The following is a 13,240-nucleotide window of genomic DNA, read 5'->3' as shown; positions in this document are numbered from 1 at the left end:
GCTGCAACGGAGGAACTCACTATGATTTTCATTGATAATACAGGGATTACAGACGCATCTATCAATCTGGCAATTGAAGAATACGCGCTTAAGCATTTGCCTATGGACGAAAGCTACCTGCTCTTCTATATCAACAGTCCGTCTATCATCATTGGCAAACATCAAAATACAATCGAAGAGATCAATCAGGAATATGTAAAAGATAATAACATTCAGGTCGTACGGCGCTTATCCGGCGGCGGTGCGGTCTATCATGATCTTGGCAATCTTAACTTCAGCTTCATCACTAAAGACGACGGACAATCGTTCCATAACTTTCTGAAATTTACGCAACCGGTAATCGACTACTTGCAGAGCATGGGAGTAAATGCTGAGCTTAGCGGACGGAATGATCTACAGGTCGGTGAGCAAAAGATTTCCGGGAACGCCCAATTCTCCACGCGCGGACGGATGTTCAGTCACGGAACACTCATGTTCAATCTGAACCTGGATGATGTACAAGCCTCGCTGAATGTAAATCCGGAGAAATTCAAATCCAAAAGCACCAAATCCGTGCGCAGCCGCGTAGCCAACATCAAGGAACTGCTCGGAACCGATATGACAATTGAAGAATTCCGCGAAGGTCTGCTGCGTTCAATCTTTGGCATGGGACCTTCCGAGGTGCCTCAGTATAAGCTAGAAGAAAAAGACTGGGTGAAAATCCACGAGATCTCCGAAGAGCATTATAGGAACTGGGACTGGAACTACGGTCAATCGCCGAAGAGCAACGTGAAGCATATGCGTAAATTCCCGGCTGGGTTAATTGATATTCGGATGGATATTGAGGATGCCAGAATTCAGGATATCAAAATCTATGGTGACTTCTTCGGTGTAGGTGATGTTGCCGATGTGGAAAATGCACTGCGCGGCAAACGTTATGAGCAGCTAGAGGTTAGAGAGGCGTTGTCCGGTCTGGATTTGAAGCATTACTTTGGCCGCATTGAGCCTGAGGATTTTATGGGCTTGGTATTTTTAGAAGAATAGTTCGTTAGCTGAACGAAAAGAGGACTCCTGCGCACCACGCCGGTGTCCTCTTTTATGTAACTCAGGGTTAGTTCAGTTAACGAGAAAGAATAAATACATAGATGACCAGCGCCAATGTGAGCAGAATGCACAATCTCTCCACAGCACTGCCTTTCTTAGTGCCGGTACTCATAAGCTTCAGGCGAAGCTTGAAGGGGAGTGGTGGCAGCGGCGTAATGCCGTGCTGGGTCAGAGAATCCGCAAGCAGATGAAGAGCATAGGACATTCCGCCTGCTATCCATAAGCTGCCTCCATCCACCCTGCCCATTGAGGCGAAATACAAGAGCGCTCCCCAACCGGCAACAGCGTACAGCGTGTGAGTCAGCCCTCGGTGCGGAACCAGTGCAGAGAGAGCAAGCCCACAAGCTGCGATATAGTGCCACGGATCATAAGACTCTCCGAACGCGAACAAGCCTAAGGCTATTAACAGCATGACAAGATGCCTCAGCCTTCTGCCGGGCAGAAAGGAAACACTGCCCACAAGGAGGGCGAGTACGATATTCCACGGTGGAGCAGCAATACCGGCAAAATAAAGGTAAATGGCTCCCCCTAACAAAGCAATCTGCAGCCCTCTCAGCAAAAATTCCGGTATGGCCTTACGTACCAACAGGGAATTGGGCTCATCGATGTCAGGCAGCAGGGAGCTCAGCGTTGCTACGGCAATGACAGGGATCGTGATCTCATGGCCTAGTAAACTCATAGCCGACAGGGTAACCCCGGTGCTGATAATTAAATGGGATTTGCCCATCATAAGGAAACCGCCCCTTTCTTAGATGTAAAAAAACAGGAACAAGTGTGCGGTTATCGAAGTATACCAAGGCCTTCATTTTTTGTCCAGCCTTACAGTGGAATCCCTTTGAATTCATGGCTTTCTCTAAAGCTTTGGCTTGTCCTCCTTCAATTTTTAAGATACAATTTGGACAACTTGACCTTCCCCTCCTTGAAGGATGGGATACGCCAGAGAAAGGATGAACTTCTTGTGAATCGCTCCCGTATGGCCGATTTCAGCCTGCTGCTGGTAGCGATGATGTGGGGATGTACGTTTCTGATTGTGCAGAGTGCCATTAGAGTCCTGCCTCCGCTCGCCTTTAACAGTATTCGTTTTACGGGTGCTACCTTACTGCTGACATTGATTACTTTTATCTTTTATCGAAGTGAATGGAAGAAGTTAAGCTGGGGGATGGTACGACACTCTCTGCTGCTGGGACTGTTTCTGTTCATGGGTTATGGCTTCCAGACCGTTGGCTTGCTGTACACTACCACCTCCAATACCGGATTTATTACCGGACTATCGGTGGTACTGGTTCCATTCCTGTCTCTGGCATTATTGAAACACTCTATTTCGCGGTATACCTGGGTTAGCGCGGGACTGGCAGCTATAGGATTATACCTGCTCACCTTCACAGGTGCTGCGATGTCCCTGAATAAAGGCGATGGGTTCATTCTGCTCTGTGCTGTTGCTTTTGCGCTGCAGATCGCCTATACCGGAGTGTATGCCCCGAGATATCCGGCCCTTCCGCTGGCAACCTTGCAGTTGGCCGTTGTTGGTATGTTCAGCATCATAGGCTCTCTAATCTTCGATGGGCCGGGAACCCTGATTCATGCAGGTCTGCTTATCGGGAAGCCTGATGTACTGTTGGCGCTATTGATATCTATTGGTCCAACCAGTGCTTTTGCCTTCTGGATTCAAACCGCCTGCCAGAAGTACACTACACCTTCACGTGTAGCTATTATTTATGCCATGGAGCCGGTATTCGCTGCACTGACAGGGTTAGCCTTTGGCGGGGAGACCCTTGGCGTATCCGCGCTGCTGGGCTGCCTTTGCATACTTGCCGGTATGCTTCTAGCAGAGCTCACCCCTGATCTGAGCCGTTTTAAGAGTAATTATTTTATGAACTATCGCCTATTTAGAAAGAAATAAGGAGAGAAACCACACATGTACAAATTGATTGCAATCGACATTGACGACACATTGATTAATGATGACAAGGAAGTAACCCCGGCCACACAAATCGCTCTTGAGCAAGCTGTTGCCGCAGGTGTTGTTGTAACACTCGCTACAGGCCGTGCTTATGCATCCGCACAAGCCATCGCCCGCCAGACTGGACTAAATGTACCTATCATCACTTACCAAGGTGCGCTAATCAAGAACCTGCTGGATGAAGAAGTCCTGTATGAGCGTTATGTACCTCAGGACGCTGTACGCAAGCTTTTCACTTACTGTGTAGAGCATGATTTGCACCTGCAAACCTACATCGATGACAAGCTTTATGCCCGCGAAGAGAACCAAAAGCTGATCGACTACACCGCTTTGAACAAAACCCAATATTATGTTGAGCCGGACTGGGAAAAGCTCGTACCTCAAAAAACACCTAAAATGCTAATCATCGATGACCCTGATTTCTTGGATGAATTAACGCCTATCCTCCGCGAACTCCTGGGAGACTCTGTGCACATTACGAAATCCAAACCTTACTTCCTGGAAATTATGCATCACGAGGGTACCAAAGGTCTGGCATTAGAATTTCTAGCCAAGCATTTCGGCTGCGACCTGTCCGAGACCATCGCTGTTGGCGATTCTTGGAACGATCACGAAATGCTGGAAGCCGCTGGCCTTGGTGTAGCGATGGAGAATGCAATTCCTGCACTGAAGAAAATTTCCAATTTCATCACCTTCAGCAACAATGAAGATGGCGTGAAGCATGTTATCGAGAAGTTTATTTTGCAGAATGCTGAGCAGCAAGCGTAAAAAAATAAACCAGTCCAAACACTGAGGAAGTGTCGGGCTGGTTTTTTTATGCGAATTAGGATTGGAATAACGCTGACGAGCTTAGGACTTAAGATTCCTTTTGAAGAAAGTTTCTCTAGTGATACATCCCTTTTCTTATCCGTAGCCCCTGCCACAGCATCTCGAATAATAGTGGTCGTAAAATGGCTGCGAACTGCACCTAGAGCAGTTGCTGCAACACAGCCTTCCGCAAAAAGTCCAGCAATAATCAAATGCTGTATATCAAAAATAATGATTACTAACCACCTGCAAACGTTCATCCAGCTTAGCGCCGATAGTATTTTTTATTGCCGCATTCTTCCGGAACCAGTTTGAAACAAATTGTCTCATCTCGAATTCGTTACCTATATAAACAACAGGTATTTCAGCTTTTTCCGCTTTGCTAATCATGGTATTTATGCTGTTCAGCATAGGTACAACCTGGTGCTTGGCTACAGGCATACGCGCTTGATCACCTACGAAGTCTTTTTGCACATCCAAAATAATCAATGCTGAATTCATAATTAGGCTTCCACCTCCTTACCTTGTAATATCTCTACTAATTGCTGTACTTTAGTTGGACTTGAAAAATCGGTGAAGGCAATCAACTCCTCTTTATGATTTATAATTATTTTTTTAGTAAATGGATTCTCACTTGTAGCAACTAACACTCCGGTTCTGAATAAGTACTCCAAATTAATTGTGCCATTAAGGGTTATGAGAATTTCCTCGTTACTATTCAGATGTTTTTTTATTTTATCTATATAGACTGAACTTTTGATTTACAGGTGAATTCAAAGCCCATCATTAACTTCCAACAGGTTCGTATTGATGCTTCTCATCAACGTAGTAACGTTAATTCGGATACAAGGCGCTTGCTACCGCTCCTATGGTTTTCATATTACCTTTCGTTCCTTCTCGCTCTTTGAATTTTTTCTTCAGCTTATTCAGCTTATTTAGAAGGAATTTTCCCTACTAATTTAAGGATTCAAACCCTTTGGTGTTATTTAGAGGGAATCTCCCCCTCTAATATCAGATTTTAGTACAGTATAGATAATTTTATTGAATTTATAGGGATTTTTTCCCTCTATATGTTGATTAAACGGTTTTATTTATGATTTACAGGGAAGCTTTCCCTCTAAACTTTATTTATGACAGGTACAGAGTCCTCGTAGCAAACTGGTTCTAAAACAAACTTGTAATTATCAGTTACTAGAGAACAAACAAATCTGTGAGTGGTTCTCACCGCTTGGTCCTATATGAACTCCTAAACATCTTCGTAAGGCCTCTCACGGTTGGAAACTCAAAGTCTAAACATACTCCATAGTTACTACTACATTCCCAATTCCCAAGGAGTAAATCTTTAGTACAATTTATCTAGGCTTATTTTCAATTGAATCCCTATCTACTCCATTAACATAATCTATTTCCGTCAGTTTTAATGATAGCGAAACAACATTAGTAATTATAATCCAAAAGATCATTGACCAGGAAAAGTCTGGAGATTATAATCATACCAGGAAAAATTCATTGGACTTGCAGCTAAGGAAGTCAGCAATTTCCTCTCAACTTGTAAACGCATACAATGACTATTTCCATAGGTTTTCAGAGGAGGCGATACATAAAACAAACTTAGAAAAAAGAAGATTTGTATTTTTTTCGCTTTAAATGCAAACGTTTGCGCAATACAATGCTACTAAAATTTGATTAGGAGGTTGTTAATTTGGCTCCAAAAAAATCTAGGAATTTTATCTCTTGGTTAATTATTTTTGCATTATGCTTTAGCTTGTTCGGTTTATCCGGCGGGGTTTCGGCCAGCAACACCGATTATACGGTCACCTATACGAATTCCACAGCAACCGCTGTGACACTGCATTGGACCACTAATAACTGGACGAATAATACGGACACGACCATGTCCAAGAGTGGAACCACCTTTACGGCGAACATCAATGTCCCAGAGGGCTCCACACTAATCTACTGTTATCACATTACGGCGCCAACGGATAGTTGGGATAGTAATGGCGGGAGAAATTGGACGGTCGTTATTCCTGTTGCCGGGAAATACGAAGCCGAGAACGCTGCCTTGTCAGGCGGTGCAAAAATAAATACGAATCACACTGGATATTCAGGAACTGGTTTTATTGATGGATACACAGTCGCTGGCGCAATTACAACTTTCACCGTTCAGACTTCCGCTCTGGCTGACTATAATGCCACTCTTCACTATTCCAATGCGTCCGGCAGCGCCAAGACAGTTTCCATTTACGTTAACGGAACAAAGGTAAAACAGACAACCTTGGCAAGCTTGACGAATTGGGATACATGGGGTGACCAAACAGAAACGATCTCTTTACCGGCGGGAAATAATACGATTGCTTACAAATACGACTCAACTGACAGCGGAAATATTAATATCGACTATATCACCGTCTTGGCTGGAACTTCTCCATCGCCAACCGCATCTTCAACACCCACAGCTACACCAACACCAACACCAACACCAACACCAACACCAACACCAACACCAACACCTACAGCTACACCAACACCCACAGCTACTGCAACACCTACAGCTACTGCAACACCTACAGCTACTGCAACACCAACAGCTACTGTAACACCTACTTCGACGCCCACCGGTTTAACGGTTCACGTTAAGAAACCCTCAAGTTGGAATTCAGCGATGCGAATCCATTACTGGAATCTAAACCCGACAACCGTTCCGACAAGCGGAGTGTGGCCGGGAATTCTCATGAATTCGGACGGGAACGACTGGTACAGCTATACCATTGCCGAAACCACGGCCTCGAGCATAATCTTTAATGACGGCAGCGGCAAACAGACGGCCGACTTGTCGCGCAGTGTAAAGGAGGGCTGGTATTACACAGATAACGTGTGGTATGATGCCAACCCGGAAATCCCAAAAATTCCGGTGATTTCAGTCTCACCTACGCCGAAAACATACGATTCTGCCCAAACGGTTACGCTTTCCAGTACCAATAGCGGCGATAAAATATACTATACGACAGACGGGTCGACACCTACGACATCCTCTTCCTTGTATACCTCCCCAATCCAAGTTGCTACCTCTTTGACTATCAATGCTTTCGGTGTTAACTCCATCGGGCAAGCAGGAAGTGCAGCCTCTTTCGCTTATGTTATTGACCTTAATGCTGATCTGCAAGCTCCAACAATAACAGCAAATTTACCTGTTGGGCATTCCGATTCCGCGGTTACTGTATCCTTTAATATAAAAGACAACAAGGCGGCAACGACTACGGCATACTACACGGAGGATGGAACGGAACCAACCACAAGCTCTACGGTCTATGTCTCTGGCAATGCATTAAACAGCTTACCTGGACCATCGATTCTTATCTCGAAGACTACGACACTGAAATTTCTTGTTATCGACGGGGTAGGAAATCAAACTACACAGAGCTTTGTCTATAACATTGGAAAGACAGGCGATTTCCGAGAAGATACCATTTACTTCGTTATCACATCCAGGTTCTATGATGGCGATCTGAGTAACAACGTACATGCATGGGATGATGCCAAGGCGGGGAACCCGGATTCCGACCCGGCTTGGAGAGGTGACTTTAAGGGGCTAATTCAAAAGCTCGATTACATCAAAGCCCTCGGATTCAGTGCCATATGGATTACACCTGTCGTGCAGAATGCCAGCGGTTATGATTATCATGGCTATCACGCAATAAATTTTGCCAAAATTGATCCAAGGTATGAATCGGCAGGAACCTCTTATCAGGATTTGATCAATGCGGCTCATGCCAAAGGGCTGAAGATTATTCAGGATATCGTCGTCAATCATACCGGTAATTTCGGTGAAGAGAACCTGTTCCCCATATTTAAGAAAGATCCAACTAAACCGGATACCATCACTAACATGTTAAAAATTACAGATAAGTTGCCGACAAACTATGATTCCATGACACCCGATCAGCAATATCAGGCAAGGCTTGCTTTAATGAAGACCGCAGAGACCAATAATAACATTTACCATACGGAGAAAAGTCTTTCGTGGGAATCGTATACGGTGCAGACGGGACAGATTGCAGGAGACTGCGTGGACCTCAATACGGAGAATCCTGTAGTCGACCAATATTTAATTGACTCCTATAACCAGTATATAGACATGGGTGTGGATGCTTTTCGTGTAGATACTGTGAAACATGTGAGCCGGTATATTTTCAATAAATACTTTGTGCCTGCCTGGAAAACTAGAGGCGGTTCAGACTTCTATGTCTTTGGTGAAGTAGCTACCCGCTACAGAGATGTTTGGAACAGTGGGATTCCGGCGATTTCGACGCCATTCTTTACTTGGAAAGATTCGAAATCCTATCCTGGTGATAATACAAATGATTACGCTTCCAATAAGGCTTCAGTTGAGCAAGAGTGGGCAGATAACTCTACTACAGCAGGACAGCCAACCTCGAACAATGCTTTTTTAATTGGCAATACCTATCATGCTCCTGACTATTCAATGAAATCCGGTATGGATGTAATTGATTTCCCGATGCATTGGGCATTCAAGTCAGCGCAAGAAGCATTCAGTATGAGAAGCGGCGACCAGTATTATAATGATGCGACCTGGAATGTAACCTATGTCGACTCTCATGACTATGCACCCGATCAAGCTCCAGAAAATCAAAGATTTGCGGGAACACAGGATACTTGGGCTGAAAATCTTGCTCTGATGTTCACCTTCCGGGGAATACCAGCAATCTTTTATGGTTCTGAAATCGAATTCCAAAAAGGAGCAGTCATCGATCCGGGTCCGAACGCCCCGCTCAGCACAACAGGTCGTGCTTACTACGGCGATCACATGGAAGGCAGCGTTACAGTTCAGGATTACGGTAAATACACGAATGCCACCGGCACACTTGCGGAATCTCTCAATTATCCTCTGGCGAAACATATCAGACAACTCAATTTAATCAGAAGAGCTGTTCCAGCCTTGCAAAAAGGGCAGTATTCTACTGAAAATGTATCAGGCAATTTGGCGTTTAAAAGAAGATTTACCGACAGCGCAAAAGGCATTGACAGCTTTGCATTGGTTACCATTTCAGGAGACGCTACGTTTACTGGAATTCCGAACGGAACCTACGTGGATGCGGTGACAGGCGATACTAAAACCGTTACAAACGGCAGTATTACACTGAACTGCTCTGGTAAAGGAAATGCAAGGGTGTATGTATTGAATGGCACTGGCGGAATTGGAGAGACAGGAACCTACCTGAAGTAAACGACAGCATGTCTTAGTTAAACGAAGAAACCTTAGTCCGGTATTCCACCGTACTAAGGTTTCTTCCTCATGTTGCAGCAAAGGGTGACTGGCAGGCTTGGACACGTTTGAAGCGGTCCCACATTTACTTGGCATATACACGTTTACGTTGTTCCTCAACAAGCGAGGCCAGCTCAGGTGTGGCATATCCAGCAGGAGTGAATGCGGCATATTTGAATCTATAAATAGTTTCCATAGTGGACCCATCCATAAGCTCAATTTGAATCCAGTAATCTCCACCTGCCAAACCTTTTGACTCCTTGTACATCTTATTAAAAGGAACATAAGCCAGCTTAGGGTATTCTTCGGCAAACCTTGCAGCGGCCTCCGGTGTAAAGTCCTTCAGGTGAGTTATGCCGTCATTTCCGTTTACAAATCGAACCGTTTTTATTTTCCCAGCAATGTCTAATAAATCATTTATTGTTTTGGCCTTGGGATTATCGGTTGCTTCATACAGGAAATCACCCGCCCACAACCTTGCTGATGAAGCATATCCCTTTACCTCATAGAGCTCTGTACCTTCCCTCAGAAGCGTGGCATCTCCGTCCTGCATGATATAGCCAAGACAAGCATTGCCTGACATACGGTATTGGATCTTGCCGATATTGCTTCCTTTTACTAAATTGTTGATATCACTCCTGTAATTCTGGCTATAGGTGATACCGTTAAATTTAAGTACCGAAGCATAATCAATATCTGCTTTGTTGTTACAGTTCTTCCCCTCCTGCTTAGCGGTAGGTGAATTCATTGCATTAGAATCTACGGTTGGGGTGCCTTTATCATTAGCCGCTTCAGTACAGCCAGATAAGAGTAACACTGCCACAACAGCGGCCATAATATAACGCATGCAAAATCTGTCCCTCCTCATTCCATTCGCCTCTTGCTCATTTTATATACCAGTATTTTTCCAAGAACGTATAAAGCATTTAATATGATAATTAAAAAAGATAAGATGGAGAACACTCTACTTATCGAAGAAAATGTCAACATTAGTAATGAAAATAGTAGTATGAAGGGACTAGCCTTTAAATAATTTTTGTGAAAAATACCTTGTATAGATCTCGTAAATCTCATGAAGAACCCCATTCCTCTTATAACTAGAACTCAACCCCGCGCACCTTCGCATACACCTTGCTGTCATGCAGTTCCCCATCCATCCCCCGGCAATTGCTGCGTAGAATTCCATCCAGTGTAAAGCCAGCGCGTTCGGCTACCGCAGCACTTTTGAAATTCCTTGCACTACAGCGGATTTCGATCCGGTTAGCCTCAAGTGTATGTATTGCGAACTCCGTGATCCCGTTAACAGCTTCAGTCATATAACCATAGCCGGAGCAAGAGCTTCTAATCCAGTAACCAATTTCAAAATTGCGGGTATCCCAATTGATCTGATGCAGGCCGCTATTGCCGATGAATGAACCGGTGCTTTTGTTAAAAATCCGCATGTGCAGTTTATCACGTTTTAAAAACGCCAACCGTGCCTCACGCGTGAATATCTCCGATTCTTCAAGGGTAGGCATAGTTTGGGCAAAAAGCATCCACGGCTTCACCTCATTGAGACTCTCACCTATTGCTTCATTCAGACTTACACCGTCTCCCCAGAGAGGGGCACGGATAAGAAGACGTTCGGTTTCAAAGCTTTCAGGAAAAGAAATAAGGATCGGATCTATAGGATTAGTCACAATATAACCCTCCGTCTCACAATATTATTGAAATATCTGTAAGTCATCGTGCTTTCCCTTTATAACATGAATAGGTATTTTTTGTAAACCGGAAGAAACGTTCGCCGTCCTCATTGGGACGATATGTAAAAAAAGAGACACTCCCTTGTCATTTCATCATGACTTAATAAGGAAAACGCCTCTTATACAGCTATATTTTATTCCAAAATCAGCTTCATCCCCGTACGCGCCAACGTAACGTTCTCCGGTAAGCTATAATCTTTTATCAGATTAACATCATGCGACATATGGGTATACACTGCCCGGCGAGGCTTCACTGTCTTTAGTAGCTCAGCTGCTTCAGTCATATCGTAGACCGACCGTGTGGAGAGCTCGGCAGCCTCAAAATAAAAGCTCGTCCCCAGCACAAGCAAATCAGCTCCATGCATCCGTTTGGTTTCATCTGGCCCCAGTGAAATGGAGTCCGGGCAATAAACCCAAGAATAACCTTCTTTCTCCAGCCTATAGGCGTAGGAGTAGCCGTTTTTGCCATGACAGACCTTCCAAGTATCTATTTTCCAGCCATCAAGCGTAATGCCGTCATCGCAAGGAATCATGTCAATATGGCTGCGAAGCCAAGGGTATTGACGCTCGATAATCGGAATGACTTCAGCAGGGGCGTACATTTCACCTCTATATCCCATCCAGCGACAAGCATCAGCCCACTCCGGCAAGCCGCCAATATGGTCAAAATGGGCATGGGTAATCAACAGCCTTCGCATATTGCGAATTCCCTGTGCTTCCATTTGCCGCCGCCAATCCGGGCCGCAATCGATAACTAGAATATCATTGCCATTATCTATAAGCACAGAAGATCGCAGCCGGACGTTGACTCCGCCCGTTCTCGCTTCAGTGCAGGTTTCGCAACTGCAATAGACCCGGGGTACACCCATGGCATCTCCTGTTCCCAAAAAAACCAATGTATCCATACGTTTCTCTCCTCCTCTATAATTCCACTCACGGAAGTCTTTAACCCATTATAGAATAAGAGGCTGTGGCATTGCACGCTAGCCGTAAGACAAACAAAGAGCAGGCACCCATCATAGGGGTGTGCCTGCTCTTTTCCAGTAACTTTTCTTTAAATACCTGCAAGCACTTGATACCATATCCCCCGTTTGGAATATAATGTGCCCCGCACTTCATCCCAGCCGCCCAGATAATTAATGTCGAATAACCCGGCTGGAACCGGATAACGGCTCTCATTCTCTGCATAGACCTGCTTATTTACCGGACGGAAGCCATGTTTGGCAAATACCTTTTGTGCTTCGGGTGTCACCAAATAATTAACCAGTGCTTCAGATGCCTCACGTGTTCCGCGGGCATCGACGTATTTGTCGACAACCGCGGCTGGATTTTCGATTAGAATGGTATTCTTAGGTATAATGACCTCGTATTTGACGCCTTTGGCAATGCGTGCGAGCAGTTCGTTCTCATAGGTAACGATGACATCCCCTACTCCATACTCGAAGGCAGCCATAGATGCGCGTCCGCTTTTGTCCAGAGACTCTACATTTGCGTGTACGCTCTCCAAGAACGCTTTTGCTATCGCAGGGTCTTTAGCTCCCTTTAGTTCCTCAGACTGCTTCAGGCCCGCTCCATAGATTGCATTAATATCCCACTGCGCTCCACCGGAGGTCTTCGGATTAGGATATAGCACCTTAACCCCTGGCTTTGCCAGATCATCGAAATCGTGAATTCCCTTTGGATTGCCTTCGCGGGTACCCAGTGCGACCACGGAGCGTGTCACCATTCCGCCCTCGCCGTGTTCCTTCCAATTCGGCTGAACCAGGCCGGCTTTGACCAGCTTTTCGATATCACCCTCCATCGCCAGCAGCGTTACATCCGCTTCGAATCCCCCAGCAATAGCTCTAGCCTGAGTTCCAGAAGCTTCATAAGACTGCTGAAAGACTAGGGTCTGTCCGGTGTCAGCCTTCCATTTCGCTGCAAACAACGGCAATATTTCCTCCACGGCATCCTTCGCCACACTATAAGCCCCAACGACTAGCGTTAGATCACCTTGCTTCGGAGCGAAAGCCTCCGTAGTACTCTCCTTATCACTGGTGCAACCCATTACTGTCAGCGCAGAAAGGGTAAGCATCAGAATGACAAGCCATACGTGCAGTTGTCTGCTCCCTTTAAAAAGCCTCATTACGGCCCACATCCTTCGAGGTATGAAGTTTAAAAGTCCGGTGTCTCGATCGTGCCTGCGTGGAATGTTTGGGCTTCCGATCGCTGTTATGCTCTAATTTCTTGAATTTGAACCGCATTGCGGTTGAAATTAGACCATAGTGTACTAGAGTAAAGGACTGGTGTGTGGCCAGCCCCTCCTCATCAAACCGTACGTGAGGTTTTCCCTCATACGGCTTTCCGATGTTCGTCACTCAT

10 protein-coding genes and 1 pseudogene are annotated in these 13,240 nt (G+C 45.2%); 4 read left to right on the top strand and 7 right to left on the bottom strand.

Annotation, left to right across the window (positions count from 1 at the left end; genetic code table 11):
- Positions 1–21: 21 nt before the first annotated feature.
- Positions 22–1,023, top strand: coding sequence for a lipoate--protein ligase (locus tag J2T20_RS23590; protein WP_307592136.1), 1,002 nt, complete (start codon positions 22–24; stop codon positions 1,021–1,023).
- Positions 1,024–1,099: 76 nt separating this feature from the next.
- Here the strand turns inward: J2T20_RS23590 and J2T20_RS23585 are convergent, their stop codons facing one another.
- Positions 1,100–1,813 carry a metal-dependent hydrolase gene (locus J2T20_RS23585; protein WP_307592135.1) on the bottom strand — a complete coding sequence of 238 codons (714 nt, stop codon included), beginning with the start codon at positions 1,811–1,813 and terminating at the stop codon, positions 1,100–1,102.
- Between the two features lie 228 nt (positions 1,814–2,041).
- On the opposite strand from J2T20_RS23585, the gene J2T20_RS23580 reads away from it, so the two are divergent.
- Entirely contained in the window at positions 2,042–2,983 is a 942-nt protein-coding gene (locus tag J2T20_RS23580; protein WP_307592133.1) for a DMT family transporter, read from the top strand.
- 15 nt (positions 2,984–2,998) lie between these two features.
- On the top strand, positions 2,999–3,811 hold the full coding sequence (locus J2T20_RS23575; protein ID WP_307592132.1) for a Cof-type HAD-IIB family hydrolase: 813 nt from the start codon (positions 2,999–3,001) through the stop codon (positions 3,809–3,811).
- A 113-nt stretch (positions 3,812–3,924) separates the two neighbouring features.
- Here J2T20_RS23575 and J2T20_RS25870 read toward each other — a convergent pair.
- Positions 3,925–4,110: pseudogene (locus J2T20_RS25870) on the bottom strand (isochorismatase family protein); the annotation flags it as partial.
- Positions 4,073–4,351 (bottom strand): isochorismatase family protein, encoded by a 279-nt coding sequence (locus J2T20_RS23570; RefSeq protein ID WP_307592131.1) that lies wholly within the window; start codon positions 4,349–4,351, stop codon positions 4,073–4,075. The pseudogene J2T20_RS25870 and the gene J2T20_RS23570, both read right to left, overlap by 38 nt.
- A 1,201-nt stretch (positions 4,352–5,552) precedes the next feature.
- On the opposite strand from J2T20_RS23570, the gene J2T20_RS23565 reads away from it, so the two are divergent.
- Positions 5,553–9,098: an alpha-amylase family glycosyl hydrolase gene (locus tag J2T20_RS23565; protein ID WP_307592129.1), complete on the top strand. Its 3,546-nt coding sequence runs from the start codon at positions 5,553–5,555 to the stop codon at positions 9,096–9,098.
- 124 nt (positions 9,099–9,222) lie between these two features.
- On the opposite strand, the gene J2T20_RS23560 is transcribed toward J2T20_RS23565, so the two are convergent.
- The 4 genes from J2T20_RS23560 to J2T20_RS23545 form a co-directional block, all read right to left on the bottom strand.
- Positions 9,223–9,984, bottom strand: a complete 762-nt coding sequence (locus J2T20_RS23560; protein WP_307592127.1) for a hypothetical protein — start codon at positions 9,982–9,984, stop codon at positions 9,223–9,225.
- Between the two features lie 250 nt (positions 9,985–10,234).
- Positions 10,235–10,816: a GNAT family N-acetyltransferase gene (locus tag J2T20_RS23555; RefSeq protein WP_307592125.1), complete on the bottom strand. Its 582-nt coding sequence runs from the start codon at positions 10,814–10,816 to the stop codon at positions 10,235–10,237.
- Between the two features lie 197 nt (positions 10,817–11,013).
- On the bottom strand, positions 11,014–11,784 hold the full coding sequence (locus tag J2T20_RS23550; protein ID WP_307592123.1) for an MBL fold metallo-hydrolase: 771 nt from the start codon (positions 11,782–11,784) through the stop codon (positions 11,014–11,016).
- Positions 11,785–11,933: 149 nt separating this feature from the next.
- A complete protein-coding gene (locus tag J2T20_RS23545; protein ID WP_307592121.1) occupies positions 11,934–13,004 on the bottom strand; it encodes a sulfate ABC transporter substrate-binding protein in 1,071 nt (356 codons plus the stop codon).
- Between the last annotated feature and the right edge of the window lie 236 nt (positions 13,005–13,240).

The sequence above is a fragment of the Paenibacillus wynnii genome (genome assembly GCF_030812855.1).
Classification (GTDB): domain Bacteria; phylum Bacillota; class Bacilli; order Paenibacillales; family Paenibacillaceae; genus Paenibacillus_AQ; species Paenibacillus_AQ wynnii_A.
This window is presented reverse-complemented; position numbering and strand designations above follow the sequence as displayed.